20 protein-coding genes are annotated in these 25,072 nt (G+C 57.0%); 13 read left to right on the forward strand and 7 right to left on the reverse strand.

Translation table 11 applies throughout. The features are described from left to right. Window positions 1–9 precede the first annotated feature (9 nt). From H3Z84_RS13980 to H3Z84_RS14000, 5 genes are all read left to right on the forward strand, one after another. The gene (locus tag H3Z84_RS13980; RefSeq protein ID WP_023008950.1) at window positions 10–1,212 is read left to right on the forward strand and encodes an acyl-CoA dehydrogenase family protein; all 1,203 of its coding nucleotides are present in this window, start codon (window positions 10–12) and stop codon (window positions 1,210–1,212) included. 34 nt (window positions 1,213–1,246) lie between these two features. After that, entirely contained in the window at window positions 1,247–2,014 is a 768-nt protein-coding gene (locus H3Z84_RS13985) for an SDR family NAD(P)-dependent oxidoreductase (protein ID WP_031210154.1), read from the forward strand. Between the two features lie 81 nt (window positions 2,015–2,095). Further along, window positions 2,096–3,160 (forward strand): phosphotransferase, encoded by a 1,065-nt coding sequence (locus H3Z84_RS13990; protein WP_199457874.1) that lies wholly within the window; start codon window positions 2,096–2,098, stop codon window positions 3,158–3,160. Between the two features lie 14 nt (window positions 3,161–3,174). Beyond that, window positions 3,175–3,954 (forward strand): 5'/3'-nucleotidase SurE, encoded by a 780-nt coding sequence (gene surE, locus H3Z84_RS13995; protein ID WP_199457875.1) that lies wholly within the window; start codon window positions 3,175–3,177, stop codon window positions 3,952–3,954. Between the two features lie 25 nt (window positions 3,955–3,979). Further along, window positions 3,980–5,638 carry a long-chain fatty acid--CoA ligase gene (locus H3Z84_RS14000; RefSeq protein WP_199457876.1) on the forward strand — a complete coding sequence of 553 codons (1,659 nt, stop codon included), beginning with the start codon at window positions 3,980–3,982 and terminating at the stop codon, window positions 5,636–5,638. An 81-nt stretch (window positions 5,639–5,719) separates the two neighbouring features. Here the strand turns inward: H3Z84_RS14000 and H3Z84_RS14005 are convergent, their stop codons facing one another. From H3Z84_RS14005 to H3Z84_RS14020, 4 genes are all read right to left on the reverse strand, one after another. Continuing rightward, complete coding sequence (locus tag H3Z84_RS14005) at window positions 5,720–6,175, reverse strand: MaoC family dehydratase (RefSeq protein ID WP_199457877.1); 456 nt, start codon at window positions 6,173–6,175, stop codon at window positions 5,720–5,722. Between the two features lie 32 nt (window positions 6,176–6,207). Then, the gene (locus H3Z84_RS14010) at window positions 6,208–6,969 is read right to left on the reverse strand and encodes a class II aldolase/adducin family protein (protein ID WP_199457878.1); all 762 of its coding nucleotides are present in this window, start codon (window positions 6,967–6,969) and stop codon (window positions 6,208–6,210) included. Between the two features lie 126 nt (window positions 6,970–7,095). Next, window positions 7,096–8,238, reverse strand: coding sequence for an acyl-CoA dehydrogenase family protein (locus tag H3Z84_RS14015; RefSeq protein WP_199457879.1), 1,143 nt, complete (start codon window positions 8,236–8,238; stop codon window positions 7,096–7,098). Window positions 8,239–8,248: 10 nt separating this feature from the next. After that, window positions 8,249–9,445: an acyl-CoA dehydrogenase family protein gene (locus H3Z84_RS14020; protein WP_199457880.1), complete on the reverse strand. Its 1,197-nt coding sequence runs from the start codon at window positions 9,443–9,445 to the stop codon at window positions 8,249–8,251. A gap of 319 nt (window positions 9,446–9,764) precedes the next feature. Here H3Z84_RS14020 and H3Z84_RS14025 point away from each other — a divergent pair, with 319 nt between their 5' ends. Next, a complete protein-coding gene (locus tag H3Z84_RS14025; RefSeq protein ID WP_228285859.1) occupies window positions 9,765–11,069 on the forward strand; it encodes a DcaP family trimeric outer membrane transporter in 1,305 nt (434 codons plus the stop codon). A 167-nt stretch (window positions 11,070–11,236) separates the two neighbouring features. Here the strand turns inward: H3Z84_RS14025 and H3Z84_RS14030 are convergent, their stop codons facing one another. Beyond that, complete coding sequence (locus H3Z84_RS14030) at window positions 11,237–12,406, reverse strand: acyl-CoA dehydrogenase (RefSeq protein ID WP_058342387.1); 1,170 nt, start codon at window positions 12,404–12,406, stop codon at window positions 11,237–11,239. An 18-nt stretch (window positions 12,407–12,424) separates the two neighbouring features. Next, window positions 12,425–13,630, reverse strand: a complete 1,206-nt coding sequence (locus H3Z84_RS14035; protein ID WP_058091209.1) for a 3-oxoadipyl-CoA thiolase — start codon at window positions 13,628–13,630, stop codon at window positions 12,425–12,427. Between the two features lie 132 nt (window positions 13,631–13,762). On the opposite strand from H3Z84_RS14035, the gene H3Z84_RS14040 reads away from it, so the two are divergent. Next, window positions 13,763–15,124 (forward strand): hypothetical protein, encoded by a 1,362-nt coding sequence (locus H3Z84_RS14040; RefSeq protein ID WP_199457881.1) that lies wholly within the window; start codon window positions 13,763–13,765, stop codon window positions 15,122–15,124. A gap of 25 nt (window positions 15,125–15,149) precedes the next feature. Here the strand turns inward: H3Z84_RS14040 and H3Z84_RS14045 are convergent, their stop codons facing one another. Continuing rightward, a complete protein-coding gene (locus H3Z84_RS14045) occupies window positions 15,150–16,079 on the reverse strand; it encodes a 2-hydroxyacid dehydrogenase (protein WP_199457882.1) in 930 nt (309 codons plus the stop codon). A gap of 270 nt (window positions 16,080–16,349) precedes the next feature. On the opposite strand from H3Z84_RS14045, the gene H3Z84_RS14050 reads away from it, so the two are divergent. The 6 genes from H3Z84_RS14050 to H3Z84_RS14075 all read left to right on the forward strand — a co-directional run bounded on the left by H3Z84_RS14050 (window position 16,350) and on the right by H3Z84_RS14075 (window position 25,053). Next, complete coding sequence (locus H3Z84_RS14050) at window positions 16,350–17,177, forward strand: IclR family transcriptional regulator (RefSeq protein WP_199457883.1); 828 nt, start codon at window positions 16,350–16,352, stop codon at window positions 17,175–17,177. A gap of 180 nt (window positions 17,178–17,357) precedes the next feature. After that, window positions 17,358–19,451 (forward strand): 3-hydroxyacyl-CoA dehydrogenase NAD-binding domain-containing protein, encoded by a 2,094-nt coding sequence (locus H3Z84_RS14055; RefSeq protein ID WP_199457884.1) that lies wholly within the window; start codon window positions 17,358–17,360, stop codon window positions 19,449–19,451. 18 nt (window positions 19,452–19,469) lie between these two features. Further along, entirely contained in the window at window positions 19,470–20,654 is a 1,185-nt protein-coding gene (locus H3Z84_RS14060) for an acetyl-CoA C-acyltransferase (protein WP_058091205.1), read from the forward strand. 15 nt (window positions 20,655–20,669) lie between these two features. After that, window positions 20,670–22,472: an acyl-CoA dehydrogenase gene (locus H3Z84_RS14065; RefSeq protein ID WP_199457885.1), complete on the forward strand. Its 1,803-nt coding sequence runs from the start codon at window positions 20,670–20,672 to the stop codon at window positions 22,470–22,472. A gap of 49 nt (window positions 22,473–22,521) precedes the next feature. Further along, window positions 22,522–23,628 carry a zinc-binding dehydrogenase gene (locus H3Z84_RS14070; RefSeq protein ID WP_199457886.1) on the forward strand — a complete coding sequence of 369 codons (1,107 nt, stop codon included), beginning with the start codon at window positions 22,522–22,524 and terminating at the stop codon, window positions 23,626–23,628. A gap of 9 nt (window positions 23,629–23,637) precedes the next feature. Next, window positions 23,638–25,053 carry an aldehyde dehydrogenase family protein gene (locus H3Z84_RS14075; protein WP_199457887.1) on the forward strand — a complete coding sequence of 472 codons (1,416 nt, stop codon included), beginning with the start codon at window positions 23,638–23,640 and terminating at the stop codon, window positions 25,051–25,053. The last annotated feature ends 19 nt before the right edge of the window (window positions 25,054–25,072 follow it).

Raw genomic sequence — 25,072 nt, forward strand, 5'->3', positions numbered from 1 at the left:
GAAACGGATATGTTCGAGCTGTCTGACAAGGCCAAGAAACTGCAGGCCGAATTAACCGAGTTCATGAATGCCTATATCTACCCGAATGAAGAAAAGCATCACCATCAGGTGGCAACCGCGGAGAACCGTTGGGCACCGGTTCCGATCATTGAAGAGCTGAAAGAAAAAGCGAAGGCTGCCGGGCTGTGGAACCTGTTCCTGCCAGAAAGTGACCTGGGGGCCGGCCTGACAAACTTCGAGTACGCACATTTGTGCGAGATTATGGGCCGTTCCGAGATGGCTCCCGAGGTATTCAACTGCTCCGCGCCGGACACCGGCAACATGGAGACCATTGCCCGTTACGGAAACGAGGAACAGCAGGAGCAGTGGCTGAAGCCGCTTCTGGATGGAAAAATCCGATCCTGCTTTTCCATGACCGAGCCGGACGTCGCTTCCTCTGACGCAACCAACATTGCTTGCGAGATTCGTCGGGAAGGTGACGAGTACGTTATTAACGGTCGTAAGTGGTGGTCTTCAGGTGCCATGACCACCACCAGCAAGATTGCCATCGTTATGGGCAAAACCGATCCCACCGCTCCCAAGCACCAGCAGCAGTCGATGATTCTGGTGCCACTGGATGCACCCGGCGTGAAAATGATTCGCCCGCTGACGGTATTCGGTTATGACCATGCGCCGCACGGCCACGCCGAGATTCACTACGACAACGTGCGTGTACCGGTCAGTAATATCCTGCTGGGTGAAGGTCGCGGCTTTGAAATCGCCCAGGGGCGCCTCGGGCCGGGCCGTATCCACCATTGCATGCGCACCATCGGTGTCGCCGAGCGTGCCCTTGAACTTATGTGCAAGCGCGCGAATGCCCGTGAGGCCTTTGGCCGCCCGCTGTCCGAATTTGATTCCATCCGGAAAGACATTGCCCGTAGTCGCATCGACATCGAGCAAGCTCGCCTGATGACCCTCAAGGCTGCCCATATGATGGATACCGTAGGCAACAAAGTGGCCCGTCAGGAAATTGCCATGATCAAGGTGATTGCCCCGAGCATGGCCCTGAAGGTCATCGACCGCGCAATACAGGTGCACGGTGGTGCTGGCGTCAGCCAGGACACCTTCCTGGCGTCGGCCTGGGCGAAAGTCCGTACCCTGCGCCTGGCAGACGGCCCGGATGAGGTTCACCTGGATTCCGTCGCCAAACTTGAATTGCGTCAGTACCGCTGAAACAGCTGTTACCCAGAGTAATAAGGATTCGGAAATGACTAATCCATTATTTGATATGACCGGGAAAGTGGCTGTTATCACAGGCTCCACCAAGGGCATTGGCCGGGCCATTGCCGAAGAAATGGCCCGCTGTGGCGCCCGGGTTGTGATCTCCAGCCGTAAGGCGGAAGCCTGTGAACAGGTAGCCAGTGAAATGCGGGCCCAGGGCTTTGATGCCATGGCCATCGCTTGTCACGTCGGCAAGAAGGAGGACCTGCAAAACCTGGTCGACAAAACTAACGAAGCCTGGGGCACCATCGACGTTCTGGTTTGCAACGCCGCGACCAACCCGGTGTATGGTCCGACCGCTGAGATGACCGACGACGCCTGGGACAAGATCATGGACACCAACGTCAAGGGAACCTTCTGGCTCACCAATATGGTGCTGCCACAGATGGCCGAAAAGGGCTCAGGTTCTGTGGTGCTGCTGTCCAGTATTGCCGGTATTCGCGGCAACACCACTATCGGCACTTACGGTGTGTCCAAGGCGGCAGAAGCTGCCCTGGCGCGCAACCTGGCCGTTGAGTGGGGGCCGAAGGGTATCCGTGTGAACAGCATTGCGCCGGGCCTGATCAAGACCGATTTTGCCAAAGCGCTTTGGGAAGACCCGGTTCGCGTAAAGCGGGCAGAAGACAAAACCCCGCTTCGGCGCATCGGTGATCCGATCGATATTGCCGGCCTGGCCGTTTTCCTGGCGACCCCGGCCAGTGCCTACATTACCGGGCAGGTGATTGTTGCCGACGGTGGTGAAACCATCTGCTGATACCGGGAAGCCGGAACACCCCTGCCGCCGGGCACCTGTCTGGCGCAAGGGGTTATCAGAACATAACGACAAGAGATAATCATGAGCATGACTCCAGAGCTGGTAGCGGTTCTGCCAGCCCACAAATTCGATGAAGCCCGCCTGCTCAACTGGCTTCAGCAGGCATTGCCGGACTTCGGTAACCAGATGGACGTGAAGCAGTTTCAGGGCGGGCAATCCAACCCTACCTTTCTGCTGGATACCGGCAACAGGCGTTATGTACTGCGGAAGAAGCCCCCGGGAAAGACGCTGCCTTCGGCTCACATGGTGGAGCGGGAATACCGCGTTATGCGCGCGCTCGCTGAACACACGTCCGTTCCGGTACCCAATGCTCGCGTACTGTGTGAAGACAGTGAGGTCATTGGCACTCCCTTCTACGTGATGGATTTTCTGGAAGGCAGGATTCACTCCCATTCAGCACTCAAAGAGCTGGAGCGTGAAGAGCGAATGAGGGCTCATCACTCAGCCATCGACACGCTGGCAGCTTTGCACTCTGTGGATGTCAACGCTATTGGCCTGGCAGATTACGGCCGCCCGGAGGGTTATGTGTCCCGTCAGGTGGCTCGCTGGAGCAAGCAATATCTCGCATCCCGGACGGATGACCTGCCGGCTATGGACAAGCTGATGGCCTGGTTGCCGGAGAACCTCCCGGCCAGGGATGAGACTTCGATTGCCCACGGTGACTACCGGTTTGGCAACCTGATGCTGGCACCGGATCGCCCGGAAGTAATCGCGATCCTGGATTGGGAGTTGTCGACTCTCGGGCATCCGCTGGCAGACCTTGCCTATTACTGCCTGCCATACCACCTGCCTGCTGATATGCCCGGTATGCGTGGCCTGAATGGCGAAGATGTGCAGGAGCTTGGTATACCAAGCGAGCAGGAAACCATTGCCCGGTACTGCGCGCAAACCGGCAGAGATGGCATTGATGACTGGCACGTATTCCTGTCGTTTTCGTTATTCCGGCTGGCAGCCATTCTTCAGGGTGTGTACAAGCGGGCCCTGGATGGCAATGCTGCCAACGCCAATGCGCTGGAAGTTGGCAAGCGTGCCAGCCTGCTGGCGGATATTGGCTGGCAAATCGCTTGTGAAGGCCGCAAGCCATGAGCGGAGAAGCGATTATGCAGGGCAAGATTGCTAATCGAATTCTGATTACCAACGATGACGGCATCAATGCGCCGGGTATCGCGATCCTTGAAACCATTGCCCGGCGGTTGGCCGATGAGGTTTGGGTTGTGGCTCCGGAACATGATCGCAGCGGAGCTGGCCAGAGCATATCCATTCACAGTCCGTTACGGGTTTATCAGGTTGGGGCTAATCGTTATTCGGTGTCTGGCACACCGGCCGATTGCGTGTTGTATTCCCTGGCCGAGTGGTTCGGGGAAACACCGCCAGACCTGGTGCTTTCCGGCGTAAACTGCGGTGCGAACATCAGTGATTCGGTCCAGTACTCCGGTACCGTTGGCGCGGTACTGAGTGCACGCCACATGAACATTCCGGCCATTGCGCTGAGCCAGGCTTACCTGAACCGGGACGACGTCCGCTGGTCGCCGGTGGAAACCCTTGCTGAAGCTGTCATTCGCAGACTTTACCGCCCCGGCCAGGTTCTGGCGTGGAATGTGAACTTTCCAGCCTGTGAAGCGGCCGATATTACCGCAGCCCGATGGTGTCGGCAGTCCAACGGCTCTATCCAGAAGCCAACACTGGTCGCTGGCCGTGATGCGCGCAGCCTGCCTTACTGGTGGCTTGGTTTTGACCGGAGCTCACGCCACATTGTGGCGCCGGATGCGGATGTGACCGTACTTCGTGAAAAAGCCGTTGCCATTTCACCGTTACGCCATGGCGAGCCCTTGCCCGGGGCTGTTGATTATTTTGATTTGTCCGCTCAAGCGGTTGACTGAATTAACCCAGGGGGAGAACAAGAATATGTTTACACGCCACTACAAGGTTTGGCCGAAAGATCTGCCCAAAACCATGACCCTGCCGAAAACCAGTCTGTACACCAACCTGGAAGTCTCGGCACTGCGTTATCCGGACCACAATGCCATCGTTTTCTACGATGCGCCCATGACCTATGCCCGGCTTAAGCGAGAAGTCGATACTATGGCGGGTTACCTGCAGGCCCAGGGGGTCAAGAAGGGTGACCGGGTCCTGCTTTATATGCAGAACTCCCCGCAGTATGTGATCTCCTACTATGCCATCCTGCGGGCCGATGCCGTGGTTATTCCTGTGAATCCCATGAACCGCGCGGCGGAGCTTGAGCATTATATTTCGGATACTGGCTCCACGGTGTGCATGGCGGGCCAGGAACTGGCGGGCTTCATCGCGCCGTTGATTGGCGAGACCAACCTGGAACAAGTGATTGTTGCGTCTTACAACACCTACATTAACCCGGAAACCGACCTGACGTTGCCGGCGGAAGTTGCTGCGCCCGCGTGGTCCAGGGATATACCGGGAGTGGTTACCTGGGAGGCGGCCCTGGAAGCCGGACGCAAGCCCGGTGAACATACTGCCGGCCCGGATGACCTTGCCGTTATTCCGTACAGCTCCGGTACCACCGGGGCACCCAAGGGCTGCATGCACACTCACCGGTCGGTAATGGCGACAGCCGTGCACCGGGTATTCTGGAACCTGTCCACTCCGGATAGTGTTCAGCTATCCACGCTGCCGTTCTTCCACGTAACCGGCATGACTGGCTCCATGAACGGTCCCATATTCTGCGGTGCCACTTCTGTCATCATGACCCGTTGGGACAGAACCACAGCGGCACGTTTGATTGAGCGTTACAAGGTTACCGGCTGGACCAACATCGTCACCATGGCGGTGGACTTCCTGTCGAATCCGGATCTGGGCAAGTACGACATCAGCAGCCTGAACATGATTGGTGGTGGTGGTGCCGCCATGCCGGTTGCGGTCGCCGAGAAGCTCAAAAAGCTGACGGGCCTTGATTACATCGAAGGCTACGGTCTGTCTGAAACCATGGCAGCGACCCATATCAATCCAACCAAAAGCCCCAAGCCCCAGTGTCTGGGGATCCCGGTGTTTGATGTCGACAGCCGGATTATCGACGTGGATACGCTTGAAGAGAAAGCTGTCGGAGAAACCGGAGAGATCGTGTCCTGCGGGCCTCAGGTCACGCTGGGCTACTGGAATCGCCCGGTGGATACCGAGGCTTCATTCGTCGAAATCGATGGCAAGCGTTTCTTCCGTACCGGCGACCTGGGTTACTACGACGAAGACGGCTATTTCTTCATGGTGGATCGGGTCAAGCGCATGATCAACGCCTCTGGCTTCAAGGTCTGGCCATCGGAAGTGGAAGGGTTGATGTACCGTCACCCATCCATCCACGAAGTCTGCATTATTTCTGCCCCGGACCCCAAGCGTGGTGAAACGGTCAAGGCTTGTATTGTACTAACGCCTGAGGCTGAAAACACAACAACCAAGGATGACATCATCAGTTGGTGTAAGGAGCAAATGGCGGCCTACAAGGTACCAACCATCATTGAATTTGTTGATGAGTTACCAAAATCACCGACCGGAAAGCTGATGTGGCGGGCACTCCAGGAACAGGAGTGGCAGAAGTAGCCTGCACAACACTGGAAGTTAGGAAGGCGGCTCCCCCCCCCACTCTCAGGGCTTGCCGCCTTTTTGCACTGACCGGAAGGCTCAGACCACGTACATGGCCAGATTTTCCAGTACGCAGGCTGGCTTGTCTTCGTTCCTTATTTCCACCACGGTCTGGTAGGTGGCCAGCAGGCGGTGATCATCCACCTGCTTCAGGGATGCCAGCTCAACCCGGGACCGGATATCCGAGCCAGCCTTCACCGCCGCCGGAAAACGCAGCTTGTTCAGGCCATAGTTGATGGTGGCTGAAGTACCGGTCACCATGATGACCTCGCTGTTGAGCTTGGGGATCAGTGATGCCGTCAGGTAGCCATGGGCTACCGGGCTCTTCCAGGGTGACTCCCGGCTGGCCCGGTCGACATCCACATGGATCCACTGATGGTCGCCGGTGGTTTCGGCAAAGGCGTTTATCATGGCCTGGCTCACGGTTACCCAGGGGCTGTGGCCAATCAGCATGCCCTGATAGGCTGCCAGTTCATTAATATCAACAGTAATCATAGGACCTTCCTGATAGTGGATTGATGAAGGGCTCAAACGTTGTAGCCAGGAGACCTGGCATCAAGCAGTCTCAGAAGGGCGGGCCAGGTAAGCTTTGCTGCCTTGCCGAGTGAGCCTGATTGATCCGCCGTGGTGTCAATAGCCTGTTGGGTGGGCATATATACCGGGCCACAGCTCTGCGCTTTTACCTGTATCTCGCAGGCCTTCATCAGGAAGTAGAGGTAAGTGAAGGTTTCCGGCACATCGCGGCCCACGGTCAGAATGCCGTGGTTGCGCAAGATCATCATGGATTTGTTACCCAGATCCCGGATCAGGCGCTCCCTCTCATCAAGGTTGAGCGCTACGCCTTCATATTCGTGGTAACTCAGGTGCCCAAGGCACAGCATGGCGGTCTGGCTCAGGGGCTGGAGGCCATCACGGTGGGCTGATACCGCAACACCATCTGCTGCATGCAGGTGCATGACGGCTCCGGCATCTTCGCGCCCCATATGTACGGCGCTGTGGATGGTAAACCCCGCCGGGTTAACCCTGCGCAGCCCGCCAGCCTCCACGACTTCGCCATTTTGGTCGACTTTCACCAGGGATGAGGCGGTCATTTCATGGAACAGCAATCCGTAGGGATTGATCAGAAAGTGATGATCAGGCCCGGGCACCCGGGCCGACAGATGGGTGAACACCAGGTCGTCCCAGCCAAAGAGGGCTACCAGTCTATAGGCAGCAGCCAGTTCGGTTCTTATTTTCCATTCGGCTTTTCTCAGATCAGCCTGCATTTCGTCCGGGTGGTTTTTTGTCATGATTGTTCCTCCGCAGAGAATGATTACTCAAGGTTATTCCGGGCATAAAAAAGGGGTGGCATAGGCCACCCCGAAAGAGGGTCCTGACTGAATGTGGAGACAGACCCAAGGTTCACTGATTTGGTATCAGTTGGCTTCCAGCAGAGCGGCATAGCGCTCAAGATGGAAGTCATCATCGCCCAGCTGGTGGTTGATCATCACCAGCCGCTTGGCGTAATGGGCAAAGTTGTATTCCCAGGTCATGCCAATACCGCCGTGGGACTGAACGCCCTTTTCCGAAATAAACTGGGCGCTGCGACTAATTACGTTTTTAGCGGCCGCAATTACCCGGCGGCGTTCGTCGCTCTGAGACTCATCAGCCACGCTGGCGGCAAGGATGGCCATTGAACGAGCCTGCTCCAGTTCGGACATCATGTCGGCCATCCGGTGCTGAAGCACCTGGAACTTTCCGATGGGCACACCAAACTGCTTGCGCTGTTTGAGATAGTCCAGGGTCAGGTCACAGGCGACTTCCATAACGCCGACCGCTTCACCACACAGAGCGGAAATGGCACGGCCAACCTGGTATTCAATAGCATCGGCCGCTTCGCCTTCGCTTCCCAGCAGAGCGTCTGCGCCGACTTTGACGTTGTTCAGGAATAGATCGCAGCCCTTCGCGCCGTCGATGGTCGGGTAGCTGCGACGCTCCAGGCCTTCAGCATTGGCGTCGATAACGAACAGGCTGATGCCAGCGGCATCACGGCTGTTGCCGGCTGTGCGGGCAGAAACCACCAGCAGGTCGGCACTATGGCCACCGATTACGACCGCTTTGCGACCGTTAAGAACATAGTCGCTGCCGGCTTTCTCGGCGGTGGTTTCTACGTCATTTGTGTTGTAGAAGCTCTGGGGCTCCTGCAGGCCAACGGCTACCTGGGCTTCGCCTGTTGCAATGCCGGCCAGCCACTGTTCTTTCTGCTGTTCATTGCCGGCCTGGCTAATTAGCCCGCCACCAAGAACCACAGATTGAAGGTACGGCTCGATGCACAGGCCGCGGCCCAGCTCGGTCATCACGCTTTGAACTTCAACACCGGTGCCGCCAAAGCCGCCAAGTTCCTCGGGGAATGGCACAGCCATCAGGCCCAGTTCGCCCAGTTGCTTCCAGAAACTTTCACTGAAGCCAAGTTCGGTTTCGCTGTATTCCAGCCGCTTTTCAAAGCTGTATTCACCGCGAACCAGACGAGCCACGGTGTCCTGCAGCATTTGCTGCTCTTCGTTGAGTCGGAAATCCATGGTCGCCTCCTTAAAGTCCCAGAATCATTTTCGAAACGATGTTCTTCTGGATCTCGTTTGATCCACCGAAAATAGACAGCTTGCGGTTGTTGAAGTAATGGGCAGCCAGAGGAGCAGCATCCGGGTCAGACAGGAATTCGCCGTCATAGGCCTGGTCCATCTCTTCTTCAACAAACGGAATGGCGTAAGGCCCGATCGCCCGGCGTGCCAGGTCGTTGATGGCCTGGCGAATCTCGGTGCCGCGCACTTTCAGCATGGAACTTTCCGCTCCCGGAACGCCGCCGCCCTCTACCGAGGCAACAATTCTCAGGTTGCTGATCGCTGCTGCCATCAGGTCGATTTCGACCTGCGCGATACGTTGGCTGAAGGTCGGATCCTGAATCAGGGGTTTGCCGTTCTTCACCCGACGGCTGGCCAGCTGCTTGAGGTGTGTCAGCGCTGCCTTGGACAGGCCGATGCCCGCCAGGCCAGTACGCTCGTAGGTGAGCAGGTACTTGGCATAGGTCCAGCCTTTATTTTCTTCACCTACCAGGTTCTCGGCCGGAACCTTCACGTCTTCAAAGAAGACTTCGTTAACTTCATGCTCACCGTCCAGCGTGATGATCGGACGAACGGTAATACCCGGGGTGTTCATGTCGATCAGCAGGAATGAGATGCCTTCCTGCGCCTTCACTTCTGTGTTGGTGCGTACCAGGCAGAAGATCATGTTGGCGTGCTGGCCCAGCGTGGTCCAGGTCTTCTGGCCATTAACGATGTAATGGTCGCCTTCGCGCACAGCCCGTGTTTTCAGGGAAGCCAGGTCAGAACCCGCGCCTGGCTCGGAATAACCCTGACACCACCAGTCTTCGCCGCTGAGAATCCGGGGCAGGTATTGCTGCTTCTGTTCTTCGGAGCCGAACTTGATGATGACCGGAGCCACCATATTTACGCCGAAGGGAATGGAGCGGGGCACGCCGTAACGGCAGGACTCTTCATCCCAGATGTGCTTCTGGACCGGTGTCCAGCTGACACCCCCGTACTGTTCCGGCCAGTGCGTGGCGTACCAGCCTTGCTCGCTGAGAATTTTTTGCCACCGCTGGTGGTCTTCCTTGCTCAGCTTGCGAAAGCCTTTCACCTTGGCTGCGATGTCTTCAGGCAGCTTGGCATCCAGGAATGCGCGAACTTCATCGCGGAAAGCCAATTCCTCGGCTGTGTAATTCATGTTCATAGGTAACCCTCACCGTGCTCTTAGCGAAAATGTATACCGCATAGCAGAATTGTTCCATGATCCATCAACCAAACGGTGGATGTCAATGCTAACGGAATCAACTGTCAAAAAATGCATCGTTGTAGACATGCAAAAAGATAAATGGACTTGTTGATCTAAAATTCTTCATCTATATTCGTCGTAGCGGAAGATGGTGCTGCATAATGAAATGCAAATAACCAGAAGTTCCGCTGTGCGGAATTATTGCGCGAAGGTATGTGCCAGTCCCGTAGATTTAACAATAAAGACGCTAACCAACTCCGATGCGAGGTTTTTCAAGATGACAACAACAACAACCCGTTTTGCCACCCATCCGCTGGTCCGCGCCGTAGCCCTGGCGGGTGCACCTCTGCTGATGCTTGGCTCGGTAACTGCCCAGGCGCAGAGCAACACAGAGCTGGAAGAGCTGCGTGAGCGCATCCAGGTTCTGGAAAGTCATGTGTCGACTGCCCCTGAGGCGCGGGACGACAACCCATATCTGTTACGTGAAGGCAAGGGGATGAAGATTGGTGATACCACGATTACATTTGGCGGGTTCGTCAAGGCCGATGTGATTTTCGGATCCAACGGTAATGGAACCCCCAACGGTTACTCCATTGCTTTGCCCCGGACGCTTGCCAAGGCGGCCAATGAAGGTGAAAGCGACTGGAAAACAGGCTTCTCTATCCGTGAATCTCGTATCAGCATTGGTACCAAGACCGAGGATGTTGGCGGCCATGATTGGACCACGTACATCGAAATGGATTTCAACACCGCGGAGGATGCTCCCGGCAATGAAGTTGTCACAAACGGCTATAATGCGCGCGTTCGGCAGGCGTTTGGCTCCTGGAATGGTTGGGATTTTGGCCAGACCTACACAACCTTTACCGATCTGTCTGCATTGCCAGAGATTCTGAACCAAGGTAAACAGGCTGCCTTTATCTATGCCCGACAGCCGATGCTCCGCTATAACATGTCCGCTCCGGGTGGCAAGTTGATGGTCGCCCTCGAAAACCCGGAAGATGGTTTTGGCTCTGAATCCTATGGCGATCAGTCCTATCCGGATCTCGTAGCGCGCTATCAGACTCGCGGCAACTACGGTTTCTACTCTGTTGCGGCCCTGCTGCGCTATCTGGAAGATGATGCTGCGGAGGACACCAAGGCAGCCGGTGCTGTATCTCTGAGTGCCCGTATTCCTACGTTTGGGCGTGATGACTTGCGTCTGCAATACAGCTATGGAGCGCTTGGCCGTTACATGGGGCTGTTCACCTACCCGGATGTGGATCGGGCTGAGCAGGCGGCCGGAAAGGTTGAGCCGCTGAATACCTACGGGGTCACTGCGGCCTACCGTCACTTCTGGAATTCAGCCTGGAGAAGTAACCTGTCGGTTTCCCATACCGAGATTGTGGACGATCTGGACTTCTCTCCTGCAGGGACTCTCAGCTATTTCGACTCCTCCACCTCAGTCCACGTTAACCTGCTGTGGGCCGCTCATGAGAACCTGGCTCTGGGTCTTGAGTATGCCTACTGGGACTTTGGCGAGATCGCCGGCAGCGGCAGTCAGCAGTATGAGCAGGTAATGGCTTCCGCCAAGTTGGCATTCTGATCAGCGATTTCCGTTGAGTTAAAACGAATATTAGGTATTTCATCGCTTGCCCCGGGTGCGCTGCACACCGGGGCTTTTTTATGCCCGCGCGAGAAGTGTAGGCCTCGAGGCGCCGGGCACAAAAAACCCCTCCGTAGAGGGGTTCAGGAGTGCTGTTTCCGGAGGAATCAGCTGAAGGCCTGAATACCGGTCTGACCACGGCCCAGAATCAGGGCGTGGACGTCGTGGGTGCCTTCGTAGGTGTTAACTGCTTCCAGGTTCATGACGTGGCGGATAACGTGGTATTCATCTGCAATACCGTTACCACCGTGCATATCGCGGGCTACGCGGGCGATGTCCAGGGCTTTGCCACAGTTGTTACGCTTCAGAAGGGAAACGGAATCCGGGGTGGCAATGCCAGCATCCATCATGCGGCCCAGCTGCAGCACAGATTGCAGTCCAAGGGTGATTTCAGTCTGCATGTCTACCAGCTTCTTCTGGATCAGCTGGTTGGCGGCCAGGGGCTTGCCAAACTGCTTACGCTCCAGGGTGTAGTTGCGGGCTGCATGCCAGCAGAATTCCGCAGCACCCAGGGCGCCCCAGCTGATACCGTAGCGAGCCTTGGTAAGGCAGCTCAGGGGGCCTTTCAGGCCTTCAACTTCCAGGCGGTTTTCTTCAGGAACGAAGACTTCGTCCATAAAGATAGAACCGGTGTCGGAGGCGCGCAGCGAGAACTTGCCCTCAATCTTCGGGGTTTCCAGGCCCGTGGCGCCTTCGCGCTCGATCACAAAGCCGTTTACCACGCCGTCCAGCTTGGCCCAGACCACACAAACGTCGGCAATCGGGGAGTTGGTGATCCAGGTCTTGGAGCCGCTCAGCAGGTAGCCGCCGTCAACTTTCTTGGCGCGGGTTTCCATACCACCGGGGTCAGAGCCGTGGTTGGGTTCGGTCAGGCCGAAGCAGCCAACAAACTCGCCAGAGGCCAGTTTCGGCAGAATGCGCTTTTTCAGCTCTTCTTTGCCGTAAGAGAAGATCGGGTACATCACCAGTGAAGACTGTACGCTCAGGGCCGAGCGGTAGGCAGAGTCTACCCGTTCAACTTCCCGTGCGATCAGGCCGTAGCACACGTGGTTCAGGCCGGGGCCGCCGTACTCTTCCGGCAGGGTGGCACCCAGCATGCCCAGTTCACCCATTTCGGTGAAGATGCTGCGGTCGAATTTTTCGTGGCGGTTTGCCTCGACGATGCCGGGCATCAGACGGTTATCGCAGAAGCTGCGAATGCTGTCGCGTACCTGACGCTCGGTTTCGTCCAGTTGTGATTCAAAGTTCAGCAGGTCGTCCCAAGGTGCGGAAGCCATTGTTGTTCTCCTGAAAAGTTAGTTGGAAACCCGTTCAATTACCGCAGCAATGCCCTGGCCTACGCCAATGCACATGCTGATCAGAGCGTAACGGCCACCAGTACGTTCGAGTTGGCGTACCGCCGTCAGGGCAATCCGGGCGCCGGAAGCACCAAGAGGGTGCCCTACAGCGATGGCGCCGCCGTTCGGGTTGAGTCTGGAATCGGAAGGATCGATTCCCAGTTTGGTGGTGCAACCGAGAACCTGGGCGGCGAACGCCTCGTTGATCTCGATTACATCCATGTCTTTTAGTGTCAGGCCTGCCCGGGCAAGGGCTTTCTGGCTTGCCGGAACCGGGCCGTACCCCATTACATTGGGCGCAACGCCGGCGATGGCAGCCGATACGATACGTGCGCGGGGCTGGATGCCAGCCCGCTTGCCGGCTTCTTCCGAGCCAATGATGAGGGCAGCTGCGCCATCGTTCACGCCGGAGGCGTTGCCGGCAGTAACCACGCCATCTTCAGCCAGCGAGCGAAGATTGGAAAGCGCCTCGAGGTTGGATGTAGGCCTTGGATGCTCGTCGTCCTGTACGGTCAGTGGCGGTTGCTTGCGGCCCTGAGGTACAGAAATGGGCAGGATCTCGTCTTTGAAAAAACCGTCCTGGCGGGCGGCTTCATAGCGGGCCTGGCTTTGTGCGGCAAAGCGATCCACTTCCAGTCGGCACAGATTCAGCTCGCGTGCGATGTTGTCTGCGGTTTCCGGCATGGTGTCCGAGCCGAACTGGCGTTCGATCAGCGGGTTCGGGAAGCGGGCACCAATGGTGCTGTCAAAGGCGCGGAATTCACGGCTGTAAGGTGATTCGGACTTGGCCAGCACAAACGGCGCGCGGCTCATGCTCTCGGCACCGCCGGCTACGAACAGGTCGCCTTCGCCACAACGGATAGCGCGGGCAGCATCGATGATGGCGGCAAGGCCAGAGCCGCAAAGCCGGTTCACGGTCTGGCCACCGGTTTCGACCGGCAAGCCTGCCAGCAGTCCGGCGTGCCGTGCCAGGTTGCGGGCATCTTCACCGGCCTGGTTGGTGCAGCCGGCAATCACGTCTTCATAATTCTCCGGAGCAAAGGCGTTGCGCTCAATGAGTGCGCGAATGACCTCGGCCAGCAGGTCGTCGGGGCGAACCTTGGCCAGGGCGCCTGCATGCCGCCCAAATGGTGTTCTCAAGCCATCATAGATGTATGCGTTCATAAGAATTGCCGTATCGATTATGGTTAGGTAATTCCGAACTGCGGAATATAGTTTTGTAAATGATATTGGAAAAGACTAATCTGGGTCTATCTCAATTGCAAGAATTGTTCATCATTGGTGGCTGACTGGTTTATGAATGGAACTCTTCGCTGGCTGCTGGCTTGTGCCGTGGTCATGGAGCTTGTCGCGATTTGTCTGCAGAGCAAAGCCCTTAGCGCCTCTGCCGGGCTGGTATTCATCCTGGTGTTTGTTCTGGGCGCGATGCGCCTTCAGGTCTATGCAAGGACGTTGTTCCTGCTTTCCCTCACGTTTAGTGCTGGTTTGTTTGTGACCGGCCGTCTCGGAATGGACGGTGCCCTTGATGCGTTGTCGGATGCAGCGTTCTATTCGGCGTTTTTGGGCAGCCTGGGGATGATGCAGTGCCTGGTGCGCCGCTTTGAAGTCCTCAGGCGTATCCACGATGTGCTGCTCGGGGGGCGGGTATCCCTTTTATACCCAAAGTATGCGGCGGTGAGCTGCGGTATTGCTTCGGTACTCAGTTTCGGAATGATGAGCCTTCTCTGTGGCACACTCGCGGATAGCCTGAAGGAGAGGGGAATAGAGGGAGCGGCAAGGCTGCAGTGGCTCAGGAGCGTGCTGATCAGCGCCTTGCGAGGGTTTGCCCTGGTGCCATTGGTGGCACCCACCAGCGTAGCGGTTGCGATTCTCACGCGAGAGCTGCCCCAGCTCAGCTGGTCTTCTCTTTTGCCTTTCGGCTTTGTGGCAGCTTTGCTGATGATCGTGGTTGGCTGGGTGCTGGAAAGGCAGCGCTTCCGGGAAATCAGTAGTGAACGGGTTGCGCTCGACGGCTGGCCTGAAGGAACGGGCAAACTGACGCTTCTGGTTCTGGTGGTGTTTGCCTGTATGGCGTTGCTGGTTGCCTTGGCGGGCGTGAAGGTGTCGGTGGCTGCCATGTTGGCTGTTCCGGCTGTCACTTTGTCTTATATGTTGTTGCAGGAACGCTCTCCGGTGGCGGTATTGGCAGAAGGGGTGGGACAGTTGGCGGTGATGTCCAACGAAATGGCGATCTTTGCCGGCTCAGCCATGCTTGGGGTATCGATTGCCACTGTGGTGCCGTCAGATCTGTTGAACGGACTTGTGGTGAGCGGCTGGGGTAGTTACCTGATTGCAGCCGCAGGGCTGCTGATCATGCCGCTGTTCTCCATGGCCGGGGTGATTCCGATTACCGTGCTGAGCGTGCAGTCGGGCATGCTTGCGCAACTTGTGGCTAGCGGGGCTGACCCGATGCTGGTGGCAATTGGCCTGGTTATTGGTTTCTCGCTGGCAATGATGGTGTCGCCGTTCGGGCCGTCGGTGATGTTGCTGTCACGGTTTGGTCAGGTTTCCCGCAACGTAGTGGCCTTTCAGTGGAACGGTGTTTTTGTCTTGCTGGTGGTGCCGCTGTTGCTGTTATTGCTGGCGGTGTTTGCGGTACTTCTGCCGGTCCTGGGTTGACCGGCAGAATCGGCTCGCGGGTTAGTCAGTAGCCACGGGCTATGTCGACTATTCCTGTGATGGGGTGCCCGCTGGCATGGTCCCGGATTTTCCCGGTGATCTGCTCCAGGGTGGCATCCCGAAGAGTTCGCGCCGAAATGTGCGGCGTGATTGTGATGTCGGTTCGCTCCCAGAATGGGTGGCCAGCCGGCAAAGGTTCCTTGCGGAACACATCCAGTGAGGCCCGCTGCAGTTTCTCCTCATTCAGTGCCCTGAGCAGGTCTTCTTCCACGAGGTGCTCCCCCCGGCCGACGTTGATCAGCACCGCACCCGGCTGGAGCTGGCTGAACAGGTCGTAGTTAAGGATGTTTTCGGTTTCGCTGGTCAGTGGCAGGGTGTTAACCAGCACTCGCGTTGCCCCCAGAAACTCTCCGAGTTGCCCGTTGCCTGCAAAGGTGCGCACGCCTTCTACCGTGTGCTCACTCCTGGCCCAGCCGTTTACCGTATAGTCCAGGCTTGCCAGTGTGCTGGCCACACGCTTGCCAATGTGCCCAAGCCCCATAATGCCGATGGGCCACTCTTTCCGGCTGATGGGGCGGTGTATCTTCCACAGCCGCTGGCGTTGCTGATCCCGGTACAGCTCCATCTGCCGGCTGACTTCCAGTATCTGGTGCAGTACATGCTCGGCCATCTGTACCGACATGCCGGCATCTTCCAGTCTTACCACGGTAAGGTCTGCCGGCAGGTTGGGGACTTTCAGCAATCCGTCGATACCGGCGCCCAGGTTGAACACGGCCTTCAGGCGGGTTTCACGCTCGAACAGCTTCGCCGGGGGCTGCCATACGATGGCGTAGTCTGCATTAATCGCCGGTCCGTCCGGATCCCAGACATAAATGTCTGCTTCTGGTAGCAGTTGTTTGATAGGTACGGTCCAGCGCTCTGGTTTGGGATCGCCCGCTACAAAAAGTACCTTCATACATGCTCCTGAGTATGGTTTGTTGTCGTGCATATGACTTGGTTCCGCATTGCAGAATAAAGTATCGCTATACTATGGTAAAGGTTGCCCGGGTTTCCGTCATGGCTATTTCGTGGCATCGGGTAATGCCAGTGTTTCGAATCTGGCATGAAATTTGATGGCAGATTGTGGTTCTTGAGTTTCTCATAGACTAGAATATGTCCACTTTTCACGCCCACGGTTCTCCAGGCTATCCGTGACAGGCAACGCAGTTCAGGAAATAGGCAAGTTATGGCAAAAAAACAGCAGGACAACTCACCGGAGTTGAAAGTAGCGTCTGGCGATGGCAAGCCCGTTCAGCCGGGCAAGGATCGCAAGTTTGTAGAGGCGCTGTCCCGGGGGCTCGATGTACTGCGCGCTTTCAGTCAGGGATCTGTGATTCTAGGTAACCAGGATATCGCCAGGATTACTGGCCTTCCCAAGCCTACCGTTTCCCGGATGACATACACTCTGACCAAGCTTGGCTACCTGAGTTATAACCAGCAGTTGGAAAAATATCAGCTCAGCTCGGGCGTACTGGCTTTGGGCTATGCCTATGTGTCGAATTTGAAGGTTCGTCAGCTTGCCAAGCCTTACATGGATGAGTTCGCCCGGCAAACCAACATGTCGGTTGGTCTCACCTGTCGCGACCGTTTGCACATGATTTATGTCGAGAATCGCCTGCCACCGGAAGCAACACTGCTGCGCATGGATATCGGTTTGAAGTTGCCTATGTCTACAACCTCTGCCGGCCGAGCGTATTACTGTGCCGTTAGCGACCCGGCCCGCAAGCTGATAGATGATGCCATGGCTGAGAAGTACGGTGAAAAGTGGCCGACTATTAAAGAAGGCCTGGACCAGGCGATGGAAGATTACCGGGAGCACGGTTTCTGCCTTTCGCTGGGAGATTGGGATCGAAATATCAACTCGGCCGGTGTGCCTATCCACCTGCAGGATGGCACTACCATGGCTTTGACCTGCGCTGCACCCTCGTATCTGGTGCCGGGTGACAAGTTACGCGATTCCTACGCTCACCAGCTCGCCATGCTGGCCCGTGATATCGAGTCGCTCGGGGTCTAGTGCCGGGCGCCGGTAGTAAGCCGGTACAGAGTGAGTCGAAAGTGAAAACCGCAGATGAGAGTCTGCGGTTTTTTTATGCCTGAACCAAAACGGTGGTTGAAATGAGGGGTAAACTTGTATTAAATCGTTAATTTATTTCGCTAGATAAAACCATATTTCATCATAAGGCGAGGGGAGATTATGTCTGAGGTTGTTGCTTATACCCGTGAAGGGAATGTCGGTGTCATTTCCGTAAACTACCCGCCGGTTAATGCGTTGAGCCACGCGGTGCGTGCCGGCCTGGTTGCCGCCCTGGAGCAGGGCCAGAAGGATGCAGAAGCAGATATCCTCCTGCTGGTATGTGAAGGCCGTACGTTCATTGCTGGCGCGGACATCCGTGAATTTGGCAAACCTTTGCAGGAGCCGGGTCTTCCCGATGTGATCAATGCCTATGAGACCAGCGACAAGCCCATTGTCGCCGCTATACACGGAACCGCCCTGGGTGGCGGGCTGGAAACGGCCCTGGGTTGTCATTACCGGGTCGCCCTGGCGTCTGCCAAGGTAGGTTTACCTGAGGTAAAGCTTGGCCTGTTGCCCGGTGCTGGCGGTACCCAGCGCCTGCCTCGCCTTGTGGGTGCCCAGAAGGCACTGGAAATGATTACGTCTGGCAACTTTGTAGGCGCCAGAGACGCGCTGGCTCTGGGCATTGTTGATGCTGTTGAAGGCGGTGACGATATTCGCCAGGTTGGGCTGGCCTATGCGCGGAAACTGGCAGCTGAAGGTGCTCCGGTGCGCAGGGTGCGTGATATTGCCGACAAGGTTGAAGCTGACAAGGGCAGCGATGTCTTTGACCAGTTCCGTGCTGGCCTGGCCAAAAAAGCCCGTGGCCTGTTCTCTCCTTTCAAGTGTGTCGACGCCGTAGAAGCAGCTTTCACCTTGCCGTTTGCCGAGGGCCTGAAGCGTGAGCGTGAACTGTTCAAGGAATGCATGGAATCGCCGCAGCGTGCTGGCCTGATTCATTCGTTCTTTGCCGAGCGCGAGGTTTCCAAGGTCAAAGGCCTGGCCAAGGATACTCCGGTACGTGAGGTGAAGAGTGTGGGTATTATCGGTGCCGGCACCATGGGTGGTGGTATTGCCATGAACTTCGCCAATGTGGGCATTCCTGCCACCATCGTTGAGGTCAAACAGGACGCGCTTGATCGAGGCCTTGCCGTAATTCGCCGTAACTACGAAAACTCCGCCAAGAAAGGCAAGCTCACTGCAGAGCAGGTGGAAGAGCGTATGGCGCTGATCAAAACCAGCCTGAGCTATGACGATTTCCGTGATGTGGATCTGGTGATCGAAGCCGTATTTGAGAATATGGCTATCAAGAAAGAAATCTTCGCCAAGCTGGATGAAGTGTGTAAGCCGGGCGCTATTCTGGCGTCCAACACCTCGACCCTCGACATTGATGAAATTGCCTCTGCTACCAAACGCCCGGAAGACGTTGTGGGTATGCACTTCTTTAGCCCGGCTAACGTAATGAAGCTGCTGGAAAATGTTCGTGGCAGCAAGACGTCTGACGAGGTGAAGGCCACTGTGATGGCCGTAGCGAAGAAAATTAACAAAGTCGGAGTCATGGTCGGTAACTGTCACGGCTTTGTTGGCAACCGGATGCTGCATAAACGCGGTGCCGAGGCCATGGCGCTTGTAAACGAGGGTGCTTCGCCGCAGCAGGTGGACAAGGTACTGACCGACCTCGGCTTCCCGATGGGGCAGTTTGCGATGTCTGATCTGGCCGGCATTGATGTCGGTTATCGTATTCGTGAAGAGCGTCGTAACGCCGGTGAAGATGTGCCGGCCAGTTGGATGGACAAGCTGGTTGAGCAGGGTCGTCTGGGACAGAAAACCCAGGCTGGGGTATACAAATATGAGGAAGGTAGCCGCGCGCCGGTTGTCGACCCGGAAGTGGAACAGCTGATTGAAAGCTTCCGCGCGGAACAGGGGATCGTAGCCCGGGAGGTTACCGACCAGGAAATCCTTGAGCGTTGCATGTATGTAATGGTCAACGAAGGTGCCAAGATACTGGAAGAAGGCATTGCCGACCGGTCACTGGACATCGATGTGGTCTGGATCTACGGATATGGTTTCCCCGCGTATCGTGGCGGCCCCATGTTCTGGGCAGATCAGGTTGGGCTGGACAATATTCTGGCGGCAGTGAAGAACTACAACAACACAGTGGGTGGCGAGCAGTGGAAGCCTGCACCGTTGCTCGAGAAGCTGGTGGCGGAAGGCCGCAAGTTCAGCGATCTATAATTATAAGGAGTTCATCTTATGTCTGATGCTGTCATCGTTTCGACCGCGCGTACCGGCCTTGGCAAGTCCTATCGTGGTGCCCTGAACAACACGCACAGTGTTGACCTGGCCGGGCACGTTATCCAGCACGCCGTTGAGCGTGCCGGAATTGATCCTGCCATTGTTGAAGATGTCATTCTGGGCGCAACCTTCCACGAAGGTTGTCAGGGCAAGAACATGGCACGCCTGGCGGCTATTCGCGCCGGGCTCCCGGTTACTACGGCCGGGCTGTCAATTAACCGGTTCTGCAGCTCCGGCCTGCAATCTATTGCTATTGCTGCGCAGCGAGTGATGTCGGAGAAGGTGCCTGCCATCGTGGCTGGTGGCGTAGAGTCCATCTCCCTGGTTCAGAACGACAAACTTAATGGCTTCCGTGCTACTAACGAATGGCTGATGAAGAACAAGCCGGAACTGTACCTGTCGATGATCGAAACGGCCGATATTGTCGCCCAGCGTTACAACGTAAGCCGTGAAGCCCAGGATGAGTACGCACTGATTTCCCAGCAGCGCACCGCCGCGGCCCAGCAGTCCGGAAAGTTTGACGACGAAATTGTGCCTTTTGACGCCACTATGCTGGTTAAAGACAAAGAAACCGGTGAAGTGAGCGAAAAACAGGTAACTCTGGACCGGGACGAATGCAATCGCCCGAATACTACATTGGAAGGGTTGGCCTCACTGGACGCGGTACGTGGCCCGGGCCAGTTTGTTACCGCGGGCAACGCCAGCCAGCTTTCTGATGGCGCCTCCGTCTGTACGGTCATGGACAGCACCTATGCCGAAAAGCACAACATTGAGCCTATGGGCATTTTCCGTGGCTTTGCTGTTGCGGGCTGCGAGCCCGACGAGATGGGTATCGGCCCGGTGTTTGCTGTTCCACGCCTGCTTGCCCGCAACGGCCTGACCATGGACGACATTGACCTGTGGGAACTGAACGAAGCCTTTGCATCCCAGGTGGTCTACTGCCGCGACCGTCTGGGTATTCCGATGGAAAAGCTGAACGTGAATGGCGGCTCTATTTCTGTGGGTCACCCCTATGGTGTGAGTGGTTCCCGCCTTACCGGCCATGCCCTGATTGAGGGCAAGCGCCGGGGTGCCAAATATGTGGTGGTCACCATGTGCATTGGCGGCGGTCAGGGCGCAGCCGGCCTGTTCGAAGTGGTATAAACGGAGAGCGCCGTCATGCAGCAGAAAATCGTCAGTACCCGGGACCTGGCTTTCCAGCTTTATGAACTTCATGAAGTAGAGAAGGTGCTCAGATTTGAGCGCTATCAGGACCATAGTCGTGAAACGCTGCAGGCGGCGCTGGACCTGGCGCTGAAAGTTGCCGCAGAGGAGTTCGCACCCCATGCTCGCTTGGTGGATGAAGAAGAGCCAACCTTCGAGAATGGCCGTGTGCACATGCGCCCGGAAGTTCACAAGGCGCTGGACGTACTGAAAAGTACTGGTCTGATGGCGGCCAGCCAGGACTACGAGCGCGGTGGCATGCAGTTGCCCAGTGCGGTTGCCCAGATGTGTGTGGGGATGCTCAAAGGAGCCAACGTAGGGACTCAGGGCTACGCCGGGCTGACTATTGCGGCAGCTAACCTGATTCTCGCCCATGGCTCCGACGAGCAGAAAAGCCGCTACGCCGAGCCGATGCTGGCGGGGCGTTTTTTCGGCACCATGTGCCTGACCGAGCCCCATGCAGGATCCTCTCTGGGAGATCTGCGCACTCGCGCGGAGCCGCAGGCGGATGGCAGTTATAGGTTATTTGGTAACAAGATCTACATCTCCGGTGGTGATCACGAGCTGAGCGAGAACATCATTCATATGGTACTCGCGCGTTTACCTGGGGCCCCGGCCGGCGTAAAAGGAATTTCCCTGTTTCTGGTGCCGAAGGTCCTGGTTAACGAAGATGGCTCTTTAGGCGAGCGCAATGATGTCGCCCTGGCTGGCCTGATTCACAAAATGGGATACCGTGGCACGACGTCTACCATGTTGAACTTTGGTGAGGCAGCGGGGGCGGTCGGGTATCTGGTTGGCGCGCCCCACGAGGGCCTGGCTGCCATGTTCCATATGATGAACGAAGCCCGGATTGGCGTTGGTCTGGGCTCGGTGATGCTGGGTTACACCGGCTATCTTCATGCCCTTGAGTATGCCCGCGAGCGGCAGCAAGGGCGTCCGGTTGGAGAAAAGGATCCGGAGAGCCCCCAGGTGCCTCTGATCCGCCATGCCGATATCCGGCGCATGCTGCTGGCCCAGAAGGCCTATGTGGAAGGTGGGCTGGCGCTCTGTCTGCAGGGTGCAGTATTGGTGGACGAGAAGAAGTTTGCGGAAACTGGCGAGCAGCGCGAGCTTGCCGCCGGGCTGCTCGACTTGCTCACGCCGGTGATCAAGTCCTGGCCTTCCCGTTATTGTCTCGAAGCTAACAGTCTGGCAATTCAGGTGCATGGTGGCTACGGATACACCCGGGAATATCCGGTGGAACAGTTCTACCGGGATAACCGGCTTAACCCGATCCACGAGGGTACCCATGGTATTCAGGGCATGGACCTGCTTGGCCGCAAGGTTTCCATGGCCGATGGCCGGTATTATCGCGAACTGGTGCGAAGGATTGAAGCCACTATTGCCGAGGCCCGCAAGCAGGAACGGCTGGCTTCTAATGCCGGGCTGCTTGAGCGGTCCCTGTCAGCAATGATTGAAGCTACCTGGGTGATCAATGAGGTAAAGGCCTCCGGTGACAAGGAAAAAGCACTGGCAAATGCCACTCTGTACCTGGACGCCTTCGGGCAGGTGGTTGTCGGCTGGCTCTGGGTGCGACAGGCCCTGAAAGCCCTTGTCGGACTAGGCGGGCCCGGTGAGCAGACGGAGGACTTCTATCAGGGTAAGTTGCGCGCCTGCGATTATTTCTGTCGGTACGAATTGCCCGGAGTGGTTGCAACGGCTGAGTTGCTGCAATCGGTGGACTCAACGGCACTGGATATGTTTGACGAGGCATTCTGACCGGCCTCGCCAACTCTGAATCAACACAAAAACAACAGGAGTCAGGGTAATGGACAGACAAGCAAAGGCGGTGGTCTGCCGGGAGTGGGGCAAGCCGGTACAGGTCGAACAGATTACGGTGGACGGACCAAAACGGGGCGAGATAACCATCAAGGTTGCCGCCTGCGGCGTATGCCACAGCGACCTTTCAGCCACCACTGGAAAGATTCAGTATCCACCGCCATTGGTACTGGGCCACGAGGCGGCCGGTGTGGTGGTTGAAGTTGGCGAGGGTGTGGAAGGCTTCAGTGAAGGCGACCACGTTGTTAGTTCGTTTATCTCAATGTGCGGCAAGTGCCGCCAGTGTGTGCGTGGCCATCCGGTTCTGTGTGAAAGCGCCCGCAAGGCGATGTTTACACTGCCCGATGGAACCGTTCGAACCCGCGACAGCCAGGGCGAGCCCTTGAATGTGTTCGGCGCCTGCGGCGTGATGGCGGAGTATGCAACCCTGCATGTGGATAACTGCGTGAAGGTTGCAGAGGATGTGCCACTACAGAACGCCGCATTGGTGGGCTGTGCCGTGATGACCGGTGTGGGTGCTGTATTTAATACTGCCGGGCTGGAGCCGGGTTCCAGGGCTGCGGTGTTCGGTATTGGCGGTGTTGGCCTGAACGCCGTTCAGGGCTGCGCAACCGCCGGTGCCGAAATGATTGTGGCGGTGGACAACAACCCGAAAAAACTCGCCATGGCGCGGGAATTCGGTGCCACCCACACGATTGACCTCAATGAAGTGAACGATGCCGCCAAGGCCATCAGAAAACTGACCGGCGGCGTGGATTACGCCTTTGAGTGTGTTGGTGCCGGTGCCGTGGTTGAGCAAGCCTACAAGTCTCTCGGGCGCGGTGGTACCGCCGTCGTGGTGGGCGTTGCTGACCCGAAAGACAAAACCTCGATTACTACGCTCACCCTGCCGGCCGACGAGCGCACCCTGAAGGGCAGCTGGCTGGGTTCAGCCCGGCCGCAACACGATTTTCCGCGACTTCTGGGTTTGTACCATGCGGGCAAACTTAAACTCGATGAGCTGATCACCCAGACTTACTCCATAGATGAAGCTGTTCAGGCCTTTGACGACATGATCTCGGGCAAGAACGCGCGTGGCGTGATTGTCTTCGACTGAGGGAAAAACATGAAGATTCTGAACAAGAACTACATTAATGGCAGCTGGGTTGACTGGAGCGGCGACATGGCGGATGTGCATGAAGCGGCCACCGGCGACGTGATTGCTCGGGTGCCCATGTCCGATCCGGGACAGATGGAGCTGGCAATTGCCGCTGCGCATGCAGCATTTGAGGTCTGGTCTGAAAGTTCTGTAGAGCAAAGGGTGAACGTGCTTGGTCAGCTGCATGCTGGACTCAAGCAAAGGGCACCGGAAATTGCGGAAGCGGTCAGCCGGGAAGTGGGCATGCCACTGAAGCTTGCCACGGCAATCCAGGCTGGTCTGCCGGCAACTGTAACCAAGACCTATACCGATATGTTGCCGGAGTTTCCGTTCGTTGAGCAGTCTGGTAACTCGGAAGTGCAATATGCGCCGGTCGGAGTGGTGGGCTGTATTACGCCCTGGAACTACCCGCTGCATCAGATCATTCTGAAGGTAGTACCCGCGATTGCTGCCGGCTGCACTGTTGTGCTGAAGCCCTCTGAGATTGCGCCGCAGGCAGCCTTTATCCTCGCTGACATTCTGGATGAAACCGACCTGCCGGCGGGTGTGTTCAACATGGTATGCGGGGCCGGGCAAACCGTTGGTGAAACCCTGATCCGGCATCCGGATGTGCGCATGCTGTCATTCACCGGCTCCACCCGCACCGGTCATGCCATTGCCCATGCCGCTGCGGATGACTTCAAGAGGATTGCGCTGGAAATGGGCGGCAAATCGGCATCGGTTGTTTTATCGGACGCTGACCTGGAAGCCGCAGTAAAAGGCACAGTGAGCAACTGCCTGCTCAACTCCGGACAAACCTGCACCGCCCTGACCCGGCTGCTGGTGCCCGCCGATCGCCATGACGAGGCGTGCAAGCTGGCGGCTGCAGCCGCGGCCAGAATGACCCCGGGCAACCCGCTGGACGAAGCCACCCGTTTGGGCCCCTTGGCCTCCGCGCAGCAGCGGGACCGGGTAGTGGATTACATCCGGCTCGGTGTTGCGGAAGGCGCCACCCTGGTAGCCGGCGGCCCGGACGCTCCGGAAGGCCTGGACAAGGGTTACTTTGTACAGGCAACCGTGTTTGGCAATGTAGACCCGAACAGCACAATCGCCCAGGAAGAGATTTTCGGCCCGGTGCTGTGCGTGATTCCCTACAACGATGAGGCAGAAGCCTTGCGTATCGCCAATGGCACTGCCTACGGGCTGTCTGGAGCGGTCTGGTCGGCGGATCGGGAAAAGGCAAAGGCTTTTGCCGCAAAACTCCGGACCGGACAGGTGACGGTGAACGGTGGCGGCTTCAACCCGCTGGCTCCCTTTGGTGGTTTTGGCCATTCCGGTATCGGGCGAGAGTTCGGCAAGTGGGGGCTTGAGGAGTTTCTGGAAGTGCGTTCGCTGCAGCTGTAATCGCAAGACAACGAAGGAG

The sequence above is a fragment of the Marinobacter sp. bablab_jr003 genome (genome assembly GCF_016464245.1).
Classification (GTDB): Bacteria; Pseudomonadota; Gammaproteobacteria; order Pseudomonadales; family Oleiphilaceae; genus Marinobacter; species Marinobacter vinifirmus.

Excerpts from the sequence above, each read along its gene's own strand:
- H3Z84_RS13980 (WP_023008950.1), top strand. The coding sequence starts at position 10 with ATGTTCGAGCTGTCTGACAAGGCCAAGAAACTGCAGGCCGAATTAACC.
- H3Z84_RS14020 (WP_199457880.1), bottom strand. The coding sequence starts at position 9,445 with ATGAACATGAATTACACAGCCGAGGAATTGGCTTTCCGCGATGAAGTT.
- H3Z84_RS14065 (WP_199457885.1), top strand. The coding sequence starts at position 20,670 with ATGCAGCAGAAAATCGTCAGTACCCGGGACCTGGCTTTCCAGCTTTAT.
- H3Z84_RS14075 (WP_199457887.1), top strand. The coding sequence starts at position 23,638 with ATGAAGATTCTGAACAAGAACTACATTAATGGCAGCTGGGTTGACTGG.
- H3Z84_RS14045 (WP_199457882.1), bottom strand. The coding sequence starts at position 16,079 with ATGAAGGTACTTTTTGTAGCGGGCGATCCCAAACCAGAGCGCTGGACC.
- surE (WP_199457875.1), top strand. The coding sequence starts at position 3,175 with ATGCAGGGCAAGATTGCTAATCGAATTCTGATTACCAACGATGACGGC.
- H3Z84_RS14035 (WP_058091209.1), bottom strand. The coding sequence starts at position 13,630 with ATGAACGCATACATCTATGATGGCTTGAGAACACCATTTGGGCGGCAT.
- H3Z84_RS14015 (WP_199457879.1), bottom strand. The coding sequence starts at position 8,238 with ATGGATTTCCGACTCAACGAAGAGCAGCAAATGCTGCAGGACACCGTG.
- H3Z84_RS14070 (WP_199457886.1), top strand. The coding sequence starts at position 22,522 with ATGGACAGACAAGCAAAGGCGGTGGTCTGCCGGGAGTGGGGCAAGCCG.
- H3Z84_RS14000 (WP_199457876.1), top strand. The coding sequence starts at position 3,980 with ATGTTTACACGCCACTACAAGGTTTGGCCGAAAGATCTGCCCAAAACC.
- H3Z84_RS14030 (WP_058342387.1), bottom strand. The coding sequence starts at position 12,406 with ATGGCTTCCGCACCTTGGGACGACCTGCTGAACTTTGAATCACAACTG.
- H3Z84_RS14040 (WP_199457881.1), top strand. The coding sequence starts at position 13,763 with ATGAATGGAACTCTTCGCTGGCTGCTGGCTTGTGCCGTGGTCATGGAG.
- H3Z84_RS13985 (WP_031210154.1), top strand. The coding sequence starts at position 1,247 with ATGACTAATCCATTATTTGATATGACCGGGAAAGTGGCTGTTATCACA.
- H3Z84_RS14025 (WP_228285859.1), top strand. The coding sequence starts at position 9,765 with ATGACAACAACAACAACCCGTTTTGCCACCCATCCGCTGGTCCGCGCC.
- H3Z84_RS13990 (WP_199457874.1), top strand. The coding sequence starts at position 2,096 with ATGAGCATGACTCCAGAGCTGGTAGCGGTTCTGCCAGCCCACAAATTC.
- H3Z84_RS14060 (WP_058091205.1), top strand. The coding sequence starts at position 19,470 with ATGTCTGATGCTGTCATCGTTTCGACCGCGCGTACCGGCCTTGGCAAG.
- H3Z84_RS14055 (WP_199457884.1), top strand. The coding sequence starts at position 17,358 with ATGTCTGAGGTTGTTGCTTATACCCGTGAAGGGAATGTCGGTGTCATT.
- H3Z84_RS14005 (WP_199457877.1), bottom strand. The coding sequence starts at position 6,175 with ATGATTACTGTTGATATTAATGAACTGGCAGCCTATCAGGGCATGCTG.
- H3Z84_RS14050 (WP_199457883.1), top strand. The coding sequence starts at position 16,350 with ATGGCAAAAAAACAGCAGGACAACTCACCGGAGTTGAAAGTAGCGTCT.
- H3Z84_RS14010 (WP_199457878.1), bottom strand. The coding sequence starts at position 6,969 with ATGACAAAAAACCACCCGGACGAAATGCAGGCTGATCTGAGAAAAGCC.